This window comes from Colwellia sp. BRX8-5 (genome assembly GCF_014077325.1).
GTDB lineage: Bacteria > Pseudomonadota > Gammaproteobacteria > Enterobacterales > Alteromonadaceae > Colwellia_A.
Genome location: NZ_JACGVR010000024.1, coordinates 36,009 through 57,919 on the forward strand (window position 1 = coordinate 36,009; position 21,911 = coordinate 57,919).

General features: G+C 38.9%; 18 protein-coding genes and 4 tRNA genes. 19 read left to right on the forward strand and 3 right to left on the reverse strand.

Annotated features, from left to right (window positions below; translation table 11 throughout):
• The first annotated feature begins 6 nt into the window (after nt 1-6).
• Nucleotides 7-315, forward strand: coding sequence for a metalloregulator ArsR/SmtB family transcription factor (locus H4J62_RS14540; protein ID WP_083277999.1), 309 nt, complete (start codon nt 7-9; stop codon nt 313-315).
• Nucleotides 316-381: 66 nt separating this feature from the next.
• Here the strand turns inward: H4J62_RS14540 and H4J62_RS14545 are convergent, their stop codons facing one another.
• Nucleotides 382-1,500, reverse strand: a complete 1,119-nt coding sequence (locus tag H4J62_RS14545) for a beta-ketoacyl-ACP synthase III (RefSeq protein WP_070375624.1) — start codon at nt 1,498-1,500, stop codon at nt 382-384.
• A 159-nt stretch (nt 1,501-1,659) separates the two neighbouring features.
• Complete coding sequence (locus tag H4J62_RS14550; RefSeq protein WP_182216790.1) at nt 1,660-2,664, reverse strand: GlxA family transcriptional regulator; 1,005 nt, start codon at nt 2,662-2,664, stop codon at nt 1,660-1,662.
• A gap of 126 nt (nt 2,665-2,790) precedes the next feature.
• Here H4J62_RS14550 and H4J62_RS14555 point away from each other — a divergent pair, with 126 nt between their 5' ends.
• Nucleotides 2,791-4,692 carry a beta-ketoacyl synthase gene (locus H4J62_RS14555; RefSeq protein ID WP_182216791.1) on the forward strand — a complete coding sequence of 634 codons (1,902 nt, stop codon included), beginning with the start codon at nt 2,791-2,793 and terminating at the stop codon, nt 4,690-4,692.
• Between the two features lie 78 nt (nt 4,693-4,770).
• Here the strand turns inward: H4J62_RS14555 and argE are convergent, their stop codons facing one another.
• Nucleotides 4,771-5,919 carry an acetylornithine deacetylase gene (gene argE / locus H4J62_RS14560; RefSeq protein ID WP_182216793.1) on the reverse strand — a complete coding sequence of 383 codons (1,149 nt, stop codon included), beginning with the start codon at nt 5,917-5,919 and terminating at the stop codon, nt 4,771-4,773.
• 185 nt (nt 5,920-6,104) lie between these two features.
• Between argE and argC the strand changes: the two genes are divergently transcribed.
• The 17 genes from argC to H4J62_RS14645 form a co-directional block, all read left to right on the forward strand.
• Nucleotides 6,105-7,139: an N-acetyl-gamma-glutamyl-phosphate reductase gene (argC, locus tag H4J62_RS14565; RefSeq protein ID WP_182216795.1), complete on the forward strand. Its 1,035-nt coding sequence runs from the start codon at nt 6,105-6,107 to the stop codon at nt 7,137-7,139.
• The gene (argB, locus tag H4J62_RS14570; RefSeq protein ID WP_070375629.1) at nt 7,139-7,945 is read left to right on the forward strand and encodes an acetylglutamate kinase; all 807 of its coding nucleotides are present in this window, start codon (nt 7,139-7,141) and stop codon (nt 7,943-7,945) included. Before argC ends, argB begins: the two co-directional genes overlap by 1 nt.
• A gap of 49 nt (nt 7,946-7,994) precedes the next feature.
• On the forward strand, nt 7,995-8,945 hold the full coding sequence (locus H4J62_RS14575) for an ornithine carbamoyltransferase (protein WP_182216797.1): 951 nt from the start codon (nt 7,995-7,997) through the stop codon (nt 8,943-8,945).
• A gap of 77 nt (nt 8,946-9,022) precedes the next feature.
• Complete coding sequence (locus tag H4J62_RS14580) at nt 9,023-10,294, forward strand: argininosuccinate synthase (protein WP_182216798.1); 1,272 nt, start codon at nt 9,023-9,025, stop codon at nt 10,292-10,294.
• 2 nt (nt 10,295-10,296) lie between these two features.
• The gene (gene argH, locus H4J62_RS14585; protein ID WP_182170403.1) at nt 10,297-12,240 is read left to right on the forward strand and encodes an argininosuccinate lyase; all 1,944 of its coding nucleotides are present in this window, start codon (nt 10,297-10,299) and stop codon (nt 12,238-12,240) included.
• 102 nt (nt 12,241-12,342) lie between these two features.
• Nucleotides 12,343-13,662, forward strand: coding sequence for an amino-acid N-acetyltransferase (gene argA, locus H4J62_RS14590; RefSeq protein ID WP_182216800.1), 1,320 nt, complete (start codon nt 12,343-12,345; stop codon nt 13,660-13,662).
• Between the two features lie 248 nt (nt 13,663-13,910).
• On the forward strand, nt 13,911-15,104 hold the full coding sequence (locus H4J62_RS14595) for an outer membrane beta-barrel protein (protein ID WP_182216802.1): 1,194 nt from the start codon (nt 13,911-13,913) through the stop codon (nt 15,102-15,104).
• Between the two features lie 15 nt (nt 15,105-15,119).
• A complete protein-coding gene (locus H4J62_RS14600; RefSeq protein WP_182216804.1) occupies nt 15,120-15,635 on the forward strand; it encodes a polysaccharide biosynthesis/export family protein in 516 nt (171 codons plus the stop codon).
• Between the two features lie 109 nt (nt 15,636-15,744).
• Nucleotides 15,745-17,910 (forward strand): polysaccharide biosynthesis tyrosine autokinase, encoded by a 2,166-nt coding sequence (locus H4J62_RS14605; RefSeq protein ID WP_182216806.1) that lies wholly within the window; start codon nt 15,745-15,747, stop codon nt 17,908-17,910.
• Nucleotides 17,911-18,364: 454 nt separating this feature from the next.
• Nucleotides 18,365-19,390, forward strand: coding sequence for a UDP-N-acetylmuramate dehydrogenase (murB, locus tag H4J62_RS14610; RefSeq protein ID WP_182216808.1), 1,026 nt, complete (start codon nt 18,365-18,367; stop codon nt 19,388-19,390).
• A gap of 2 nt (nt 19,391-19,392) precedes the next feature.
• Nucleotides 19,393-20,403 carry a bifunctional biotin--[acetyl-CoA-carboxylase] ligase/biotin operon repressor BirA gene (gene birA, locus H4J62_RS14615; RefSeq protein WP_182216810.1) on the forward strand — a complete coding sequence of 337 codons (1,011 nt, stop codon included), beginning with the start codon at nt 19,393-19,395 and terminating at the stop codon, nt 20,401-20,403.
• Nucleotides 20,400-21,116 carry a type III pantothenate kinase gene (locus tag H4J62_RS14620; protein WP_182216812.1) on the forward strand — a complete coding sequence of 239 codons (717 nt, stop codon included), beginning with the start codon at nt 20,400-20,402 and terminating at the stop codon, nt 21,114-21,116. Before birA ends, H4J62_RS14620 begins: the two co-directional genes overlap by 4 nt.
• A 152-nt stretch (nt 21,117-21,268) precedes the next feature.
• Nucleotides 21,269-21,344, forward strand: a tRNA-Thr gene (locus tag H4J62_RS14625).
• A gap of 25 nt (nt 21,345-21,369) precedes the next feature.
• A tRNA-Tyr gene (locus H4J62_RS14630) sits at nt 21,370-21,454 on the forward strand.
• Nucleotides 21,455-21,478: 24 nt separating this feature from the next.
• Nucleotides 21,479-21,552, forward strand: a tRNA-Gly gene (locus H4J62_RS14635).
• Between the two features lie 13 nt (nt 21,553-21,565).
• A tRNA-Thr gene (locus H4J62_RS14640) sits at nt 21,566-21,641 on the forward strand.
• 67 nt (nt 21,642-21,708) lie between these two features.
• Nucleotides 21,709-21,911: GTP-binding protein (locus tag H4J62_RS14645; RefSeq protein WP_259364653.1), on the forward strand; the 203-nt coding region annotated here is incomplete at its 3' end.

Consider the following 21,911-nt stretch of genomic DNA (forward strand, 5'->3'; position numbering starts at 1 on the left):
CAAATGATGAATAATGAAACTCAAATAGACATAGCTGAAATGCGTGGTAATGCAACTCAAGCCGCTGAGTTACTGAAGGCGATGAGTAATGAAAATAGATTATTGATACTTTGCTATTTAGGTGAGAAAGAAATGTCGGTATCAGAGCTTAATGGTTTTATTGATTTGAGCCAGTCGAGTTTATCGCAGCATTTAGCTCGATTGAGAAAAGACGGCTTGGTAAAAACTCGCCGAGAATCACAAACGATATACTACACAATTGCTCATCCATCGATAGTAAAGCTAATTACTTTTTTACATAGTGAGTTTTGTTAAAGGTTAAAGGTTAATTAACGATTAAGTCACAGAGGTTTTTCTCAGTGACTTAACCGCACAGCAGAATTAAATATGCTCTATAACGATACAGCCTGCCGAATAACCGGCACCAAAAGAACAGATTAAAGCTTTATCGCCAGTAACCATATCATCATGATTCAAGTGAAAAGCAATAATAGAACCCGCCGAAGCCGTATTTGCAAACTTGTCTAAAATAATTGGCGCTTCATTGCCCATAGGGTCACGGCCTAATACTTTCTTTGCAACAAAGTTATTCATGTTGATATTGGCTTGATGTAAAAATAATCTTTTTAAATCTTTAGCTTCAACATTTGCTTCTGCCATTTGCTCGGTAATTAATTGAGAGACCATTGGCAGTACTTCTTTAAAAACTTTTCGTCCTTGCTGAACAAACATTTTGTCATTATCAAGCATGGTTTCTGGATCACATTTATTGATATGACCAAAGTTACTACGAATGTTATTAGAAAAGGTCGTGATCGGCTTCTTAGTTAATATTTTAAAGCAATGGTCAGCCGTAGCGGTTGCTTGTTTTTCAATAACAATAGCCGTTGCAACATCGCCAAAGATAAAGTGACTGTCGCGGTCGCGTAAATTAATTTGTGGAAAATTGAGTTCAGGGTTAATCACTAACACTGTTTTTGCTGTGTCGCCATGCAAAGCATTTGAAGCATTCATAATACCAAAGGTTGCCGATGAACAAGCGACGAGCATATCGTAAGCCCAACCTTTACAACCTAGTTCTTTTTGTACTTCAATGGCAATTGCAGGATAAGCGCGTTGTGTGTATGAACAAGCAACAATGATTAAATCGATATCGTCTGCTGTTTTATTTGCTGCAGCCATCGCTTGTTTCGCGGCGCCAACAGCCATTTCTGCTTGTGCTGATAATTGCTCATCACTACGCTGAGGAATAAGTGGCATCATGGTTTTAGGGTCAAGTGCGCCGTCTTTATACATAACATAGCGACTTTTAATGCCTGATGCTTTTTCAATGAATTCACTTGAAGACGGTTTTAAGGCCGTTAACTGCTCACTGTTAATAGCGGCGGCATTTTCAATATTATAGTCTTCAACATATTGATTAAATGCGGTGACTAATTCATCGTTTGAAATACTGTGTGGTGGTGTAAATAGACCTGTACCACTGATCACGATTGACATGTATTTTCTCCGTTTGTAATTTTCTAGTGGTCGTACCATGAGACTTATTGTATTAAAGTACAAGCACTTCAATGCTTTTAATTTATCTGTTATGGATTATACCCGTTACTGATAAAAGTGCACTGTCAAAAATTTAGCTTGTTTGACAGACGTTAACCGTTAATTAAAAAGCTTTTTACGCACCATTGCTCGATAGTCTCTTGGAGTGAGTTTTAATTGTTTCTTAAACAGCCGAGTTAACTGGCCTTGCTCTTGATAACCCACCTGAAAAGCGATTTCTTGAATAGACAGATTACTTGATGATAGTAAATCTTTGACTGTTTCTACACGCATTTTTTGCCAATAATGAGAGGCTTTAACGCCGGTAGCATTTTTAAAACGCCGACTAAATGTTCTATGGCTAATACCAAATTGTAACGCCAGTTCAGTAAGCGATAATGTTGATGATAGATTAGTACGCATCCAGAATTGAATTTGAGTGATCAATTCATCAGGATGTCGATCGACCGCACCTTCTAAATAACGTTGTTCTTCATATGGTTTTCTTATTTCATGAGAGAAATTACGCTCAACATGTTGTGCAGCAGTCTCACCGTACGTTTGATGAATAACGTGAACGGTAATATCAGCTAAGGCATTTAAACTTGCCGCACAGTAAATACGTTCTGACTGGGTAATAAAAAAATCTGGTTTCAATTCAACGTTAGGATAATTTCTTTTGAATTGGTTAACATAATGCCAGTGTGTTGTTGCCGGATGATGATCAAGTAGTCCTGACTCAGCAATAAAACAAACCCCTGTACCACCACCAATAAGCGTTGAACCTTGTTGCCACATACGATTAAGCCAACTTACCATTTTGGGCTGTTTTTTGATTATTGGCCTAGGGTTGCGCCAAAGACTAGGAATAAAAATATAATCTGGACTTTGGGCATGCTCAATATCTTTATCGGGATAAAGCTTAATAAGTGCTCTGGTGCGCACTGGGGCTAATAGTTCGCTCACCATTTCAATACTGAGTTTAGGTGACTGCCTATCTTCTCTTCGAGCAAAAGCTTCGCCTGCTCTAAGCATTTCAATAGGTAAGCTTACGCTGGTTGCTAACATATGATCATATAAAACCAAGGCAACATTGATTGTTTTTCGGCTTGTCTTGAGTGGCATATTAATAACTTTTGCAATATTTGGCTGTTATTGTATTGTTTTTGGCTGAAAACGACAATTAATTATTGGTATTTCTTTTTACACTAGTAACAAGAATTACGACTCATGTATTTAAGAGAATTATAAATGACTGCTTTACCTATTATTGTTGGCATGGGCGGCGTAAACGCTGCTGGCCGCACCTCGTTTCATCAAGGTTTTCGTCGTATTGTTATCGACAAATTAACTGCAGAAGCACGCCAAGAAACTTTTGTTGGTCTTGCTACTTTGATGAATATCTTAACTTTCCAAGCAGGTCAGTTAGTTGACGTTGAGGGTAATAGTGTTGCATTAAGCGAAGTAGAAGCACGTTTTGGCCAGCAAATTCTTGATGGCACCCTTATCCGTAAAATTGAAAATAATCACTTTGACCCTGACGCGACGCATTGCCACACAAATATGGCGGCAACACCGAGCACTGAAAATATTACTTTTGAAATTAAAGAAAAAGAATTACCAAAACCCTTACCGCGCTCATGGACAGTAACACCCTTAGCAGATAAACGCGTAAAGGTTGAAATTACTGATAATTTAGATATTAAACATAGTAGTTATCGCGATAATCCGATTAAAGCAGCGGGGCAATTACCTACCGGCTTTGAACCGTCGACATTATATAATAGTCGTTATCAGCCACGTGGTTTACAAACGACTATTTTTGGTGCTGCAGACGCTATTCATTCAACGGGCTTTAGCTGGGATGAAATATTAGAAAAAGTAAGCCCAGACCACGTGGGTACTTATTCTTCTTCAGCTTTCGGTCAAATGCAATCGGAAGGTTTAGGGGGCATGTTACAAAATCGTTTGCATGGCGATCGTGTTACCACTAAAAACTTAGCGTTGGGCTTAAACACCATGTCAGCTGATTTTATTAATGGTTATGTGACCGGCAGTGTGGGTACCACTTCGACTTCGACTGGCGCTTGTGCAAGTTTTCTTTATAACTTACGTAATGCTATTCAAGATATTAAATCAGGTCGAGTGCGTGTTGCTATTGTGGGCAGTAGTGAAAGCCCAATAACACCGGAAATTATTGAAGGTTTCGGTAACATGAGTGCATTGGCTAATGAAGAAGGTTTGAAAAAACTTGATGGTATTACTGATGGCCAAGCTGACCATCGTAATACCAGTCGCCCGTTTGGTGAAAATTGTGGTTTTACTATTGGTGAAGCTGCACATTTTCTGGTGATTATGGATGACGAATTAGCCGTTGAATTAGGCGCTAAACCTTTGGGGTCGGTTGCTGATGTATTCATTAATGCCGATGGTATTAAAAAATCTATTACCGCTCCAGGTCCTGGTAATTACATTACCATGGCGAAGTCAGTGGCATTAGCAAAAAGTATTTTAGGGGAAGAGTCGGTACAAAAGCGTAGCTTTATATTAGCTCATGGTTCAAGTACCCCACAAAACCGTATCACCGAGTCGTTAATTTATCACCGTTTGGCCGAAACTTTTGATATTCATAATTGGCCTGTAGCCGCGCCTAAAGCTTATGTTGGCCATACTATTGCACCAGCAAGTGGTGACCAAATCACTATGGCGCTAGGTGTTTTTGCTCATAATATTATGCCGGGTATTACGACCATTAAATCGATAGCCGATGATGTACATAATGAGCGCTTGAATATCGCTCTTGATCACTGGCAGTGTGAAGCGATGGATGTTGCTTTCATCAATTCAAAAGGTTTTGGCGGTAACAATGCCACGGCCACTATACTCTCACCAGACGTAACGCTCTCTATGCTGAAAAAACGATATAGCATAGCAGAAATGACCCGTTACCAAGAAAAGTTATCTGCGGTTGAAGTGAAACAAAGTATCTATCAAGAAAAAGCCAACAATGGACAGTTTGAATTAATTTATAAATTTGGTGTGGGTGTACTAGGTGATGATGATATTGAAATTAACACTGAAAATATCTCAATGACCGGCTTTACTAATAGTATTGCCTTACCCAGTAAAAATCCGTTTGCGGATATGGTGTAGTCATAACTTAACCCCTTGCAAGGTTATACTAAGTAAAAACGAAAGAGCAAAGCATTATCGCTTTGCTTTTTTGTACCTTTATAAACAGTATCTTTCGATCATCTTCAGTAATAGTTGTTCAGTTTTATCAATTTCGCTATGCGCTAGAAATTCATTAGGCTGGTGTGCTTGATCAATTGAACCAGGACCTAAAACGATAGTTTGACAACCCAGTTGTTGGATGAAAGGAGCTTCGGTCGCATAGTTAACCGCACAACATGAATGACCACTTATTTCTTCGGCTATAGTGACAAAATCACTGTTTTTACTTTGTTCAAAGCTGGGTGAACTCGGATCCAATTCACTAAATGAAATTCTATTAGGGTATTTTTCAGCTAACGGTTTTAACGCTTCACTGAGTAGTAAGATAAGTTCGCTGTCAGTCATGCCGGGTAGGGCACGCATATCAATGTCTAACTCGCAGTGACCACAAATTCGATTGGCATTGTCGCCGCCGTGTATTGCGCCAAAATTAAGGGTTGGCTCCTTTACATCAAAGGCTTGATTACTATAATTGAGAGCCAATTTTTCTTTGAGTTGCATTAATTGGCCAATCACTTGATGGATAATTTCTATCGCATTCACGCCTAAACTTGGCTTGCTTGAGTGTCCTGATTGACCTTGAATAGTTATGCGATGGGACATATGACCTTTATGCATGATGACAGGGACCAAATTTGTTGGCTCACCAATAATAGCAACATCGGGTTTTATCTGTTGGTTTTTGGTGAAAAAACGTGCGCCAGCCATGGTGGTTTCTTCATCTGCGGTGGCCAAAATGTAAAGTGGTTTTTTTAACTGTTGCGCGGTTAATCCTTTACAAACTTGTAAAATAAAAGCAAAAAAACCTTTCATATCACACGTGCCTAAACCATAAAACTTATTATCTTTATCAACAATTTTGAACGGGTCTGACTGCCAACGATTTTCATCAAAAGGTACAGTGTCACTATGACCTGCCAGTAACAATCCTCCTGTTCCACTACCGAGTTTTGCTAATAAATTATATTTATTGCGGGTTTCTGGCACCGCTTGAATGTCGATACTAAAACCGAGTTGTTCAAACCAACTTGCCAATAGTTGAATAACTGCTAAATTTCCTTGATCCCAGCTCGCTTGTGTCGAGCTAATAGAAGCACTGGCAATAAGTTGTGTTAATGAATCAGTAAAGTTGGGCAAATTTTTCATAGTGGCTCACAGTTGAAAATGAATAAATAAAAAAAACCATGGGTAATTATGCTTATTTGTTGCATAACGAGTCATTGGGTGTTATTTTCCTATTCTAGTGTAAATAACCTAAATATAGAAGGCTATTGAAAATAATTTGTTTTCTGCTTTCCTTAGGTTAATAAAAAATTAATAGATGAGGTTGTATGAAAGTCGCGGTTATTGGAGCAAGTGGATATGTGGGTGCAGAGCTGATTAATTTATTGTCTGCGCACGATAAAATTTCCCTTGAATATTTACTGGTGTCAGAAAACAGTAGCTCGGCAGATATGACCTTTTCGCAATTACATCCGCGTTACTTAGGCGTATGTGATTTACCTTTACTCTGTTTTTCACAGCGTTGGTTCGATGATACGGTACAAAAGCTTGATGCGGTATTCTTTGCTACTCCGCATGAGTTCAGTGCTGACTGGGCACAAGCTTTTGTTGAGAAAGGTGTTAAGGTTTTCGATCTCTCGGGTGGTTTTCGTTTAAAAAATAGTGAAGATTATCCAACATTCTATGGTTTTGAACATAAAAACTTATCGGCGCTTGCCCAAGCAACTTATGGTTTAGCCGAATGGCAGCAAGATGATATTGCTAATACACAATTAGTTGCTGTACCTGGTTGTTACCCAACAGCAAGTTTATTATCACTTAAGCCGATTACCGTAAATAACTACCATCTTGAAAACTCTCTCATTGTTGTTAATGGGATCAGCGGCGTCAGCGGTGCGGGTAGAAAAGCCTCATTAGCGACAAGCTTTTATGAAGTCAGCCTAACACCCTACAATATTTTACAACACAGGCATCAACCCGAGATAAGCCAAGAAGCTAATGCCGCGGTTATTTTTAATCCTCACCTTGCACCTTATAAAAGAGGATTGCTGGCAACTGTCACTTTGCAAATCAAAGCAGGTATTACGACAAAACATATTAACGAAGCTTTTTTAAACGCTTATCAAGATAAGCCATTGGTGCGCTTAACCGGCGCTTGGCCGAAAATAGACAATGTGGCTAATACACCATTTGCTGATTTACATTGGCAAGTCGATGAAGAAAAACAAGTTGTTGTGGTGAGTTGTGCTATCGATAATTTATTAAAAGGTGCTGCTTCACAAGCGGTGCAATGTGCGAATATTTCTCTGGGTTTAGCGAGTGAGTATAGTTTGTTGCACAATGTAACTTTGGGAAAGAGTTAATGACTAAGACAATAAACACATCAGTAACGTCTAAAACTAACAAGCCATTAGTGATCAAAATCGGTGGCGCTATTCTTGAAAAAAAAGATGCTTTAGCTGATTTATTAAAAATTATCGCGACATTAAAAAATCAAGCCGTGGTGCTAGTGCATGGCGGCGGCTGTGTTGTTGATGAAATACTCAGCCAAGCTGGTTTTACTTCAGAAAAAAAACAGGGTTTACGTGTTACACCTCAAGAGCAAATGCCCCTTATTGCGGGTGCATTAGCAGGTAGTGTTAATAAAGCGATTGTTGCCACTGCAGCAAGTTTACACATGCAAGCCGTTGGATTGTCACTGGTCGATGGTGATATGGTTTCGTGTCAGTTAAGCGATAAAGGCCTGGGTATGGTGGGTGAGCCTAGTGCAAATAATAGTAAGTTACTCGATACACTTTTAAGTGCAAACTTTTTGCCGGTTATCTCTTCTATTGGTTCATTAGCCAATGGTGAGTTAGTGAATGTTAATGCGGATGATGCAGCTGTCGCAATTTGTCAGTTACTAAATGCCGAATTGCTACTGCTAACCGATGTTAATGGTGTAAAAGATGCGCGTGGCGAATATATTGCTTCACTGAGTAAAACTCAGGCAAATTCCTTAATAGAGCAAGGTGTTATTGCTGGTGGGATGACCGCAAAAGTTAATGCCGCTTTGCATGCAGCAAGCCAATTGCGACGAAGTATCGCGGTTGCCAGTTGGCAGTCGCCTGAGCAAATCATCAATCTAATAAAGGGTGATGCCATTGGCACACGCATTCAGCCACATTAACCACAGTTAAGTCACACTTAATTTAACGATTTTTCGGATAGGACTTATCATGTCACCGACACACACAAGATTAGAAAACTTTTTAGCAGATGATCAACTGACTAAAACACAAATAATTGATCTGATTGCTTTAGCAATAAAGATTAAAAACCATCCTAGCGACTATAGTAAAGCTTTAGCGGGTAAATCTGTAGTGATGCTCTTTGAAAAACCTTCATTAAGAACACACGTTAGTTTTGATATGGGTATTAACAAATTAGGCGGCCATGCGCTATATTTAGGCCAACAAAATGGCAAACTAGGTGAGCGAGAACGAGTTAGTGATTACGCTAAAAATCTTTCTTGCTATGCTGACGCTATCGTTGCACGTGTTTTTGAAAACAGCGCCATCGAAGGTTTAGCTGAGCACGCAACTATTCCAGTGATTAATGCACTGTGTGATATATATCATCCGTGCCAAGCACTAGCTGACTTTGTCACTTTGCAAGAATATTTTGTTTTAGGTAAAGGTATAGATTTAACAAAGGTTAAACTTGCTTATATTGGTGATGGTAACAATGTGTCCAATTCGTTGATGTTTATGGCTGCAATACTAGGGGTCGATTTTACCTTGGTTTGCCCAGCGGGGCATGAACCAGAAGCACAATTATTGAGTAAAGCGAAAGCTTTTGCAGATAAGTCAGGGAGTAAGTTGGTACTTACATCAGATGTTGAGGCTTTAGGGCCGCAAGATGCTATTTATACCGATACATGGGTATCAATGGGCTTTGAAGATGCCAGTAAAAAAGCTGCACTTCTAGAGAAGTTTGCACCCTATCAAGTGAACCATCAAATGATGAAAGGCAGTGGCGCCAGTATTGTGATGCATTGCCAACCAGCGCACTTAGAGGAAGAAATAACAACCGCACTTTTTGACAGTGAAATGTCGGTAGTTTTCCAAGCAGCAGAAAATAGAATGTGGGCGCAAAATGCGGTACTCGTTACGCTATTAGCTAAATAATAGTGTAGAAATTATTAGGTCAGCAGCTGATTTATATTCAGCATGACAATTTATCAAGATTAGTTAGGAATAAGACAATGGCTTTAGCAAAAAAACAAATCAAAAAAGTAGTATTAGCATATTCTGGTGGATTAGATACCTCAGCGATTATTCCATGGTTAAAAGAAAATTATCAAGGCTGTGAGGTTATCGCGTTTTGTGCTGATGTTGGCCAAGGTGATGAAGAGCTTGAAGGTGTTAAAGAGAAAGCGATTGCTTCAGGGGCATCTGAATGTTACGTGGTTGATCTTAAAGAAGAATACATAAAAGAGTATGTGTACCCCATTTTAAAAACCGGTGCGGTATACGAAGGTCAATATTTATTAGGTACGTCAATGGCACGACCTATTATTGCTAAAGCGCACATAGAAATCGCTCTTAAAGTGGGTGCTGATGCCGTGTGTCATGGTTGTACGGGTAAAGGCAACGACCAAGTTCGTTTTGAGTCTTGTTTTGCTGCACTAGCGCCAGAGCTTACTGTTATCGCCCCATGGCGTGAGTGGGACATGGTTTCGCGTGAAGACTTACTAGATTATCTTGCCGAACGTAACATTCCTTGTGCGGCTTCATTAACTAAAATCTACAGTCGTGATGCTAATGCTTGGCATATTTCTCATGAAGGTGGTGAGTTAGAAGACCCTTGGTGTGAGCCATCAAAAGAAGTATGGACCATGACAGTTGATCCTATGGATGCGCCTGATGAGCCTGAAAAAGTACAATTAAGTTTTGCTGACGGTGAGCTTGTTGCTATTGATGGAATAGACTTCTCTGGTAATGGCCAGGAAAACAGTGCCGGTGCTTATCAAGCGTTAATGTACTTAAATGCTAAAGGAGCTGCCCACGGTGTTGGTAGAATCGATATTGTCGAAAACCGCTTGGTTGGTATGAAGTCTCGTGGTTGTTATGAAACGCCAGGCGGTACTATTTTGATGGCGGCTTATAAAGGTTTAGAGTCACTTATTCTCGACAAAGAGTCACTTAAATATCGCGAATCTATTGGTCTTGAATTTTCACATGTTATTTATGATGGTCGCTGGTTTACCCCGCTTGCTAAAGCTCAATTGGCTTCTGCTGCCTCATTTGCTGAAAAACTAACGGGTGATGTCGTTGTTAAATTGTATAAAGGCATGGCACAAGTCATACAACGTCGTTCGCCAAATAGTTTGTATTCTGAAGCATTTGCTACTTTTGGTGCTGACGATGTTTATGACCAAAAACACGCCGAAGGATTTATTCGTTTATTTAGCTTATCGAGTAGGATCACCGCACTTTCTCAAAAAGATACTGTGCTAAAGCATAAGGAAAAATAATCATGGCTTTATGGGGTGGACGTTTTAAAGAAAAGGCGAGTTTACAATTTAAGAAGTTCAATGACTCATTGCCGGTAGATTACCGCATGGCAGTGCAAGACATTGTTGGTTCAATAGCCTGGGCGCAAGCTATTCATGAAGTAGGCGTTATAAATGAAGATGAACTGGTTCGCTTAACGGCAGCATTGCAAGAATTAAAAGCGTCGGTAGAAGAAAATCCGCAACAAATATTGTTGTCTGATGCGGAAGATATTCATAGTTGGGTAGAGATCCAGCTAATTGAAAAAACGGGTGACTTAGGTAAAAAGCTTCATACAGGGCGCAGCCGTAATGACCAAGTCGCGACTGATTTAAAGCTATGGTGTAAAGAAAAGGGCGGCGATTTACTGTTTGCTCTTGTCAATTTACAACAAGCGATGATGAATTTAGCGGAACGTGAAAAAGATACGGTACTACCAGGCTATACCCATTTACAAAGAGCGCAGCCAATAACTTTTGGCCATTGGTGTTTAGCGTATGTAGAAATGTTTAACCGTGATATTGGCCGTTTAAAAGATGCGCTTTATCGTTTAGATGTTTCGCCACTGGGCTCAGGCGCTTTAGCCGGTACCGCTTATCCTATTGATAGAAATGCACTGGCAAGTCGCTTAGGTTTCAGAACGGCCACCATGAACAGTCTTGATGCTGTTTCTGACCGCGATCATGTCATTGAATTGTTGGCTTCAGCCAGTATTTCAATGATGCATTTATCACGTTTCGCCGAAGATTTAATTTTCTACAATTCAGGTGAAGCTGGCTTTGTTGAAATGAGTGATTTGGTCAGTTCTGGTTCATCATTAATGCCACAAAAGAAAAACCCTGATGCCTGTGAATTAATCCGCGGTAAGTCAGGTCGTGTTTTTGGCGCCTTAACGGGGATGTTAACCACAATGAAAGCGTTGGCACTTGCTTACAATAAAGATATGCAAGAAGACAAAGAAGGTTTATTTGATGCGCTTGATACGTGGCAAGAATGTATGGAAATGGCAGTACTCGTTGCTGATGGTCTGAAAGTAAATCGCTCACGGACATTAGCCGCGGCCCAACAAGGCTATGCGAATGCCACTGAACTTGCTGACTATTTAGTCGGTAAAGATATTCCGTTTCGTGAAGCACATCATATTGTTGGTGAAGTCGTATTAGCTGCTATTGACAAAGGTGTACCTTTAGAAGATTTAACGATAAGCCAACTACAAGAATTCAGCGATAGAATTGAGCAAGATGTTTATCAGCATCTTTCTATTGAATCGACACTTAATAAGCGTGAAGCACTCGGCGGTACTTCTCGTTCACAAGTTGAAAAAGCACTGGCGACTACTCAGTCTGGCAATGAAGCTATCTTAAATGAGCAAGTTGTTGGTGCGCCAGGCAAACAAAGAATTCAAAGGGCATTAAAGCAAGTAAAACAGCGTTTAAATGCGCAACGTGCTGCCGCTATGTCTGTTCGTCGAGCGAGAATGTCTGATGTTGATAGTATTTATCAACTGACCAACTTTTGGGCCGATAAAGGGGAAATACTGCCACGGTCACGTGACAATATTATTCATGATATTCAGAATTTTGTTGTTGCCGAGCTTGACGGTAAGGTTGTTGGCAGCGCATCACTTTATATCTATCAAACAGGTTTAGCTGAAATACGCTCAGTTGTTTTACAAGATGATGCCCAACAGCAAGGTCAAGGCAAAGCACTTATTCAGTATTTGTTAGAATTTGCCTATCAAATGGAATTAGAGCAAATTATTGTTTTAACTTATATTCCAAAATATTTTCAGCAGCTTGGTTTTAACTTAATTGATAAAAGTTCACTAGCCGATAATATTATTGAAGATAGCGAACCCAGCCCACATAAAGACCCTGCTGATGAAGTCGCCATGGAATACATACTTAGTCAGCCTCAACAGGCATAATTTCAGTCGTCATTTTAACTGATTTAGGCAAGGTATTTACTTTAGCTAAGATCCTAAACGCTAGCGTTTGGGATAAACAAATAGGTAGTTACAACTTAGAAAATGGATAGCATCAATAATAACGAACAAAATTATGTTAAATGGTTTAGAAATGCTGCGCCCTATATTAATGCGCACCGTGGAAAAACAGTGGTGCTTATGTTTGGTGGCGAAGCCGTGCTTCACCCAAATTTTGCCAATATTATTCATGATATTGCTTTGTTGCGTAGCTTGGGTGTTAAGTTAGTCTTAGTTCATGGCGCTAGGCCACAGATAGAAGAGCGTATGGATCAGCGTAACATTACTCGCCATATTGAAAATAATATTAGAGTAACCGACGCTGAAACTTTGGTTGCAGTAAAAGATGCGACGGGTTCATTGCGCTTACATATCGAAGCTTTACTCACTATGGGCTTAGTTAACTCGCCTATGCATGGTTCGCGAATTCGTGTTAGCACCGGGAATTTTGTCATTGCTAAACCGATAGGGGTCCGTGATGGCGTCGATTATAAATATACCGGTAGCGTAAGACGAATCGATGCGGTCGGTATTCATACCCAGCTTGATTATGGCTCGATAGTGGTATTATCGCCGATTGGCTACTCTTCTACCGGTGAAGTGTTTAACTTAGCACTTGAAGATGTCGCGACTAAAACAGCACTCGCCCTTAAAGCGGATAAATTAATTACCTTTACTCAAGAGGATGGTTTAATTGATGAGTCGGGTGAGCTTATTCGTAGCTGTAGTGTACGGCGAGTAAAAACGTTATTGGATGATAAAGATTGTCATGTTCGCCAATTATTATTAAGAGCGATAATCGAGAGTGGAGAAAATGGTATAGAGCGTTGTCACTGCGTGAGCTACCAAAGTGATAGTGCTTTACTACAAGAGTTATTTACCCGCGATGGTGCCGGTACTTTAATTGCTAAAGATCATAAAGAAGAAGTTTGTACCGCTAGCATCGATGATGTCGGTGGCATTTTAGAACTGATTGCCCCCTTAGAAGAGGAAGGTATTCTGGTGAAGCGCTCAAGAGAACTACTTGAAGTTGAAATTGATCGCTTTACGGTACTTAAAAAGGAAGATGTTATTATTGCTTGTGCTGCTTTGTATCCTTATCCCGAAGCAAGTTCAGGAGAAATAGCCTGTGTGGCGATTCATCCTGATTATCGCAATGGAAATCGAGGTGAGCGCTTAATGAATGCCTTAGAAGTAAAGGCTTTTGATCAACATTTAACCTCATTATTTGTCTTAACAACGGTCAGTGGTCATTGGTTTAGAGAACAAGGTTTTATCGAGAGTTCAATGGAAGATTTACCTGAAGGTAAAAAACAGCTGTATAACTTCCAACGAAAATCTAAGGTATACATCAAACATATTTAGTGAATAGGTCTCGCTGTTATCAATTCAACGTTTATTTATGAAAATAAATGCCGCTTTTAAAAGCGGCTTTTTTGTTTTTAAGGTGGGCTTTAAATATTTGAGTTTGTTTATTTATGCAACAAAGTAAATATAAAAGCATTTATATACAATAATCGTGCACTTATGTAACAGTAATGTTTCATATTCGTTACTTTTAGGGCATATTGTGTGCCGCGCTCATTATTTGTTTGTAAGGTTTATACTTTTCAATGGTCATATTTAGACTTTTAGTCATTCTTCTCATTGCTTTTGCAATGACTTTGCTGACTTCTTTTGCACTCAAAGCAGAAACTGACTTCGCGCTAGAAAGTGGTGATCAATTTACAGCAACGCTGTTATCTGAATATGGTCAAATAAGTAACTTTCTTAATCAAGGAAGTGATGAAGAAAGTACCGGCTACATAAAAATTGAACCGTCCGTCTTTATTCAAACACAGTTATCACGACATTTAATACAATTAGCGACAAAGGTCAGTCATTACCAATTTAGTCACTTTAGTGAAGACGATCATAATAATTTATTATTTAAGCCAAGCTATTTCTTTAAGCTTGATCATAACAAAACACTGTTTGCAGATATTAAGTTACAGGAAAGTTATGAATATCGCGGTACTGGCCTATCTTTAGGCAATGCAGAATCAAAAACAAGCGGAGATGATAAAAAATCGCTTGCCGCTAATATAGGTTACTTATATGGCCAAATTGATTCAGTGGCGAAATTAAAACTTTCAATCGGTCAAGAAGACTTTCGCTATAAAACAAGACGAGCCGAAAATAAGGCACTTGACCGTGTTGATCAAAGTGTTGCGGCTAGTTTTGATTATTTACTGTCAGGAAAGACATATTTCGCTGCAGATTTAGCTTATACCCAATCAAACTTTCAAAATAATAGCCCGTTAAATAAAGACATATATGCGGTATTAGTCGGTATGAAGTGGCAATCGACGGCTATAACTCAACTGCAAGCATTAATTGGTTATCAAAGATTAACTTTTGAAGAAACATTATTTGCCAGCGATACTCGCTTTAAATGGCGAGTTGATATTAATTGGCAGCCAACGAATTTTATGCAAATGAATATAAACACCCAACGAAATTATGAAACAACCAACAGAATTGTCGATAGCTATCGAGTTGTTGACAGTACTAATTTACAACTTACTCATCAACTGACTGATTATTTTCAGACATCTGCGGTTGTTGGGTATAGACAAGAAAAGGTCGTTTACCTTGAGCAAACGATTAATGAAGATTATTTATACTCAGAGGTTAGGTTGAATTATCAACGTAATGATTGGCTGACTGTATTTGCAGGTTTTACTTTTAAAGAACTAACAGCAAGTGATGATAGGCTAAACAACCAGGGCAATAGCTTATCGTTAGGCTTTAATGTTAATATTTAGTATTGGATAAAAAATATGCGTTACTATGTTTTGTCACTAATTTTAGTGTTCTGCAGCTTTTTTTGTGAGGCAAGTGATTATTTACTGGGCCCTGGCGATAAAATACATATTGTTGTTTACGGTGAAGACGATTTAACAACTGATGTGAAAATTGATAAATCGGGTTTTATATCTTTTCCGTTTTTAGCTGATATACAAGTAATAGGTTTATCAACTAAGAAACTTGAAACCACGATAAGAAAAGGCTTACTAGGAGATTATATTGTTGACCCACAAGTCTCTGTTTCTGTGTCTATTTATCGGCCGTTTTTTATCCACGGACAAGTTACACGACCAGGAGGTTACCCTTATCAAGATTATTTGACCTTAGATAAAGCCATTGCAATCGCTGGAGGATTATCTAATAGAGCGTCGACTTCTGATTGGAAAATCACACGACTAGTCAAAGGTGTTAAAGTGACGTTGGAGGGGAATATTGCTACTGAGATCCACCCTGATGATATTATAAAAATAGAACAAAGTTTTTTCTAAAATAAACATAACAATAACAATAAAAATAATTATAAAAACTGAAAAAGGATTTTCGACAGATTTTATTAGCCGTATTTATATGTGGTTTTGCAAATAATAATGAGCAGTAATGTTAAACGATAATCAAAGCGTAAATTTTAATGCCCCAAACCAAGAGATAGATTTAAAAGAGGTCTTAAGACCGCTTTGGTCTCGACGTTGGCAGATTGTTTTCTTTACTTTACTCGTTTCACTGATGGTTTCTTTTTATGTTTCGTTGCTCAAGCCTTCCTTTAAAGCCACGGCTATTTTACAAATAGGCAGTAATAAACCCGCTAATACTTTATCGATTAATGACGCCTTTAATGAATCTAGCGCCAGTAAAGAGCAAGTTAAAACCCAGTACGAATTATTAAAGTCTCGAAAATTTGCTGAGCGCGTTATTATTAGTTTAAATTTGGTTGAACATCAGGAATTTAATAGTGGTAAATACAATGACAAAATAAGCTTCTTCGCTGACATAGGAAAGCGGACTAGTAGACCAACGGTCAGTAGCTTAATCTCAATCTTTGAAAGTCGTTTAACTATCGCTCCGATAGCGAGCACCGAACTTGTTAAAATAAGTTTTGCTGCTCACTCACCTCAATTAGCACAAAAAGTCGCTAATCAAATCGGTCTCACTTATCTTCAATACCAAGATGAAATCCATAGCGCGTCAAAGGAGTCAACGTCGCAGTGGCTTGTTGACCAACTTGAAGAGTTAGAGAAAAAGCTTGAAACATCAGAGCAAGCACTACAAGAATACCGTGAAGCGGAAGGTATTGTTGATATTTTAGGGATTGCTGGCCTAGTTAGCTCTGAGTTAACCGAGTTAACTTCTTCAGCAATACGAGCTGAAAAAATCAAAGATGATTTAGAAGTAACTTACCAAAGTATGCAAAAGCGTCGAAAAAATACCGCGCAACTTCTGGAACTTCAGGAAATCAGTCAGCAAAGTGATCTTGTACAATTAAGGCGTGCCGATGAAAAAGCAGCACGTAAGATATTTGAGCTTTCCAAGCGTTACGGGCCCAAGCACCCCAAACGTATAGCGGTACAAGCAGAGCTAGAGTCATTACAAAAAGGCATCGTACAGCTCGTTGATGAAATTGTAATATCTATTGAAAAAGATTACCTAAACTCTTCTGAAAAAGTTAAAGCAACGAATAATCGTTTGGCAATTGCGAAAGTAGATTACTTACGCTTGAGCCGTTTACAAAATAAATTTTCACAATTGCAACGCGAAGTTGATACCAATAAAGAACTTTATAATAACTATTTAGTCCGTTTAAAAGAGACTGACGCTATGGGTAATTATAAAGCAAACTTTTACGTGCGTTTTATTGATAAAGCGATTATACCCACGGATAGATTCGCCCCGAAAAAAGCCCTCATAGTGATTATGAGTTTTATGCTATCGTTTGCGATTATTGCCATAATTATCATTATGCGTGAGATATCAATGGATACGTTAAATTCACGTCGAAAACTTGATAGCTTTACCGAAGCACCTGTTCTCGCTATTTTACCAAAGTTTCAAGCGCCAAGTGCTGAAAAAAAGAGTGATCCCTATTACACAGATAATCGCTTTACCGAAGCGGTGCGCACGTTAAGAACCTCTTTATTGTTTAATGGCGAAAGTAAGCCAGCTAAAGTGATTGCGATAACATCCTCGGTGCCAAATGAAGGGAAGTCGACTATAGCACTACATTTAGCCCGCTCGTTTAGTGAAATGGAAAAGGTTTTGCTCATTGAAGCGGATATGCGACATCCGACCGTAGCAAAAAATATGAATTTAAGTCCACATCGCCCAGGATTATCAAATCTATTAGCGAAAACACATCAAATTAATGAATGTATTATCCGCGATAAAAACTTAAAGTTAGATATTTTAACCTCGGGTATTTCTCCGGCTAATCCGCTAGTTTTTTTATCAATGAAGCGCCTTAATATGCTCATTAAAGTTTTTGGTAATTTTTATGACCGAATTATTATTGAGACACCACCGGTAAATGCTGTGAGTGATGCGGCTATTATTTCTAAATTAGTTGAAACGGTTTTGTATGTTGTTCATGGTGAAAAAACGAAACGAGAGCAAATTACCACAGGTTTACGTATGCTAAAGCAAGTCAATGCACCCATTGAAGGCATCATAATCAACCATAGCCAAAGCATTGATGCTGATAAATACCAAAACAAGTATTACAACGAACGTGCTAATAACATTGTTAAACTACCGGTACGCAAACAAGGTTAATAAACATTGTTAAATTACCGGTACGTAAGCAAGGTTAGTGTTCTTCTTTTTATCAATAGTCGATAGTCAATGCAGCCAATATTTGAAGGCATCATAATCAACCACAGCCAAAGCATTGATACTGATAAATACCAAAATAAGTATTACAACGAACGCGCTAATAATATTGTTAAACTACCGGTACGCAAGCAAGGTTAGTGTTCTTCTTTTTATCAGTAGTCAGTAGTCGATAGTCAATGCAGCCAATATTTGAAGGCATCATAATCAACCACAGCCAAAGCATTGATACTGATAAATACCAAAACAAGTATTACAACGAACGCGCTAATAATATTGTTAAACTACCGGTACGCAAACAGGGTTAATCTTTTTCTCAATATTAACCTCTTCCGCTTATTGAAAACTGCGGTAGAATAAGAGTAAGTTTTTACCAGCAAGTACTTCTGCTTATAATATGAAATCACGCCAACAATTTTCCCTACAAAAAAATAACAGTTTTGCAGTCTATGCAACGACACCCATTATTTATTATCCAAATAGTGAACAAGATCTGCAATTATTAGCAGCGGTGACTAGCGAACCTTTTTATATTTTAGGCGCGGGCAGTAATACGCTTTTTGTCGAGGGTGTAACACCGGTAATTATTAAGCCTGAGTTTTTAGGGATTCATGTGAATGAAACCGAAGAATATTATCAGGTCAATGCCGCTTGCGGTGAAAATTGGCACGACTTGGTATGCTTTTGTATTGATGAAGGCATTAACGGTCTAGAAAACTTAGCGCTTATTCCTGGCAGTGTTGGCGCTGCTCCAGTACAAAATATTGGTGCTTATGGCGTTGAAATTGCTGATTTTATTGAAAGTGTAACTTGGTTTGATTTTGCTAAAAATAAATCACAGCACTTAACTCAGGCACAATGTCAATTTGACTATCGCGATAGTATTTTTAAAAATGCTTTAAAAAATAAAGGTATCATCACAGATATTACTTTACGTTTTCCAAAAAACTGGCAGCCTAAGCTGAATTACCAAGGATTAAATACCTTGCCCAAAAATAGTCATGCTAGGGTTATTATGGATACCGTGATTGCCATACGAAATGCTAAGTTACCTGATCCCAAGGTTATCCCAAACGCTGGCAGCTTCTTTAAAAACCCTGTGGTCAGCGCTGAGCAATTTTTATTATTAAAAAATAACCATCCAGAAATTGCCGCTTATCAACAAGATAATGGCACTGTTAAGCTAGCAGCAGGTTGGTTAATTGAAAGAGCAGGGCTTAAAGGTTATCAACTCAACGGTGCAGCTGTGCATAATAAGCAAGCGCTAGTGCTAACCAATATTGATTCGGCCTGCGGGGCAGATATCAAAAATTTAGCCCTACATGTACAGCAAACCGTATTAGCCTTATTTGCCATTATGCTGCAACCAGAAGTAAGAATGCTCGGTGAGCAGGGCGAAGTTACCTTAGGAGCTATAAACTGATCATGGCCAAAGCAATACGAGAGCAATTAATACAATATTTAGCCGATGGACAATTTGTTTCTGGGCAATGGTTAGGTGAGCAGCTAGGGGTGAGTCGCGCAGCAATATCTAATCATATCGCCTCGCTAATTGAAATGGGGCTTGATATTTATAGTGTTACCGGCAAAGGCTATAAATTATCTGAACCGTTAACACTATTAGATGAAAAAGAAATTCAATACAAGTTAAGTGCATTGGGTCATAAAAACAAAGTCGAAGTGCATAATATTATCGACTCAACCAATAGTTATTTATTGCGTCGTTTACCCAATCAAAATCATAATTTGCAAGTCTGTTTAGCTGAATATCAAGATGCAGGGCGGGGTCGACGCGGGCGTAAGTGGATCTCACCTTTTGGTTCACATATATATATGTCGATGTATTGGTATTTAGAGCAAGGTATGGCGGCAGCTATGGGATTAAGTGTCGTGTCGGCTCTAGCGGTTAGCGATGCAGTAAAAGAACTTTATCAAATTGATGTGCAGTTAAAGTGGCCCAATGACATTTATTTTGGCGGGGTTAAGCTGGCTGGTATCCTTATTGATTTGGATGGGCAAGCTCTTGAACCGTGTCACTGTGTTATTGGTATTGGTTTAAATATTAATATGCCCCAAAAAAGTGCAGAACAAGTCGATCAACCTTGGACAGATTTGCAAACAGCTATGATTCAAAGTACCACCGAGCATGAAAATAACGCGGTTAATACGATTGACCGAAATGTTTTAGCTGCAACGTTAATTTCTAAACTCTCATTAAGGCTTCAGCAGCATCAACATGAAGGGTTGTTGTCTATGGCCAAGGAGTGGGTCAAACAAGATTATTATATCAATAAACCGATAAGGTTAATCACCGGCACGCGTGAAAAGAAAGGTATTTGTCGAGGCATTAATAACCAAGGAGCTTTATTGTTAGAAGTTGATGGCCAAATTAGTCCTATTTATGGTGGTGAAGTTAGCTTGAGGGCTGACACATGAGGTTATTAGTTGATATTGGCAATACTCGCACCAAATACACTTTTGAGCAGCAAGGTGAATTATCAATAATTCAAAGTGAAAGAAATGAAACCATTAATGAAAAGTGGCTATCAAGTATCACTGAATCAGTGGTATCTATCGTCGTTGCGAGTGTTAGCGAAGCTTATATTATAGAGGTCTTTATAGCCTATGCTCAGCAGCATAATATTGAACTGCACATAGTAAACAGTGAAAGCAAATGCTTTGGCGTTACTTCAAGCTATCAACAACCGACAACGTTAGGTATTGATCGATGGTTGACGTTACTGGCGGCTAATATTTTGTACCCAGATGAGAATGTCCTTATTATTGACGCGGGAACAGCGACAACCATAGACTTACTCGATAGTCAGGGCATACATTTAGGTGGGTGGATTTTGCCAGGTATTGATATATTATTTAATAGTCTTTTATCAAATACTACAAAAGTGCTGGCAACTCAAGAACATCAGGCCAACATTTCTTTTGGTAAAAGTACCTCTGACGGTGTCAATAATGCTTGCTGGGCAGCAACACTTGGTTTTATTGAACAAGGTATCAAGCAAGCTAATAAACAAGTCTCATTAGATAAAGTATTACTTACTGGCGGTAACGCTAAAAAAATAGCGGCTTTATTAAACAGGCAACATTACATTATTGATGAGCTAGTCTTTATCGGCATGCAACGATTCTAATTCGCTTATGGCAAATTATATCGCCAGTTTGTGGCAACATTTAACGTTAGGCGATTAAAAAAACATCAAATGGTTAAAAACATGGTTTTTTTTTGTTTTTACGCTTGCAAGGGAGAAAACATTCCACTAGAATTCGCACCACTTAATGTAGTGCCGACTTAGCTCAGTTGGTAGAGCAACTGACTTGTAATCAGTAGGTCGCCAGTTCGACTCCGGCAGTCGGCACCATTAATAAAATTGTTGTAAAAGTATTGGAGGGGTTCCCGAGTGGCCAAAGGGATCAGATTGTAAATCTGACGGCTCAGCCTTCGGTGGTTCGAATCCACCTCCCTCCACCACTTTGCAATAATGAAGATAGAAAAGCGGACGTCGTATAGTGGTAATACCTTAGCCTTCCAAGCTAAAGCTGCGAGTTCGATTCTCGCCGTCCGCTCCATCTTTAAGTGATTGCTGATATGGCTCAGTTGGTAGAGCGCACCCTTGGTAAGGGTGAGGTCGGCAGTTCGAATCTGCCTATCAGCACCATTCCTTAAGATTTCTATCTCACTAAATTTATTTTATTTTTGTTAATTTATCTCAGAGGCATTACATAATGGCTAAAGCAAAATTTGAACGTTTAAAACCGCATGTAAACGTTGGTACTATCGGACACGTTGATCACGGTAAAACTACTTTAACAGCTGCTATCTCTGCAGTATTAACTAAAGTACACGGTGGTGAAGTTAAAGATTTCGCACAAATCGATAATGCTCCTGAAGAGCGTGAGCGTGGTATTACAATCAATACTTCTCACAT

Coding starts and splice junctions, on each gene's coding strand:
- H4J62_RS14600 (WP_182216804.1), top strand. CDS start 15,120: ATGCGTTACTATGTTTTGTCACTAATTTTAGTGTTCTGCAGCTTTTTT.
- H4J62_RS14580 (WP_182216798.1), top strand. CDS start 9,023: ATGGCTTTAGCAAAAAAACAAATCAAAAAAGTAGTATTAGCATATTCT.
- argE (WP_182216793.1), bottom strand. CDS start 5,919: ATGAAAAATTTGCCCAACTTTACTGATTCATTAACACAACTTATTGCC.
- H4J62_RS14545 (WP_070375624.1), bottom strand. CDS start 1,500: ATGTCAATCGTGATCAGTGGTACAGGTCTATTTACACCACCACACAGT.
- H4J62_RS14540 (WP_083277999.1), top strand. CDS start 7: ATGAATAATGAAACTCAAATAGACATAGCTGAAATGCGTGGTAATGCA.
- argB (WP_070375629.1), top strand. CDS start 7,139: ATGACTAAGACAATAAACACATCAGTAACGTCTAAAACTAACAAGCCA.
- H4J62_RS14555 (WP_182216791.1), top strand. CDS start 2,791: ATGACTGCTTTACCTATTATTGTTGGCATGGGCGGCGTAAACGCTGCT.
- H4J62_RS14550 (WP_182216790.1), bottom strand. CDS start 2,664: ATGCCACTCAAGACAAGCCGAAAAACAATCAATGTTGCCTTGGTTTTA.
- H4J62_RS14575 (WP_182216797.1), top strand. CDS start 7,995: ATGTCACCGACACACACAAGATTAGAAAACTTTTTAGCAGATGATCAA.
- argA (WP_182216800.1), top strand. CDS start 12,343: ATGGATAGCATCAATAATAACGAACAAAATTATGTTAAATGGTTTAGA.
- murB (WP_182216808.1), top strand. CDS start 18,365: ATGAAATCACGCCAACAATTTTCCCTACAAAAAAATAACAGTTTTGCA.
- H4J62_RS14605 (WP_182216806.1), top strand. CDS start 15,745: ATGTTAAACGATAATCAAAGCGTAAATTTTAATGCCCCAAACCAAGAG.
- argH (WP_182170403.1), top strand. CDS start 10,297: ATGGCTTTATGGGGTGGACGTTTTAAAGAAAAGGCGAGTTTACAATTT.
- H4J62_RS14595 (WP_182216802.1), top strand. CDS start 13,911: ATGGTCATATTTAGACTTTTAGTCATTCTTCTCATTGCTTTTGCAATG.
- H4J62_RS14620 (WP_182216812.1), top strand. CDS start 20,400: ATGAGGTTATTAGTTGATATTGGCAATACTCGCACCAAATACACTTTT.
- argC (WP_182216795.1), top strand. CDS start 6,105: ATGAAAGTCGCGGTTATTGGAGCAAGTGGATATGTGGGTGCAGAGCTG.
- birA (WP_182216810.1), top strand. CDS start 19,393: ATGGCCAAAGCAATACGAGAGCAATTAATACAATATTTAGCCGATGGA.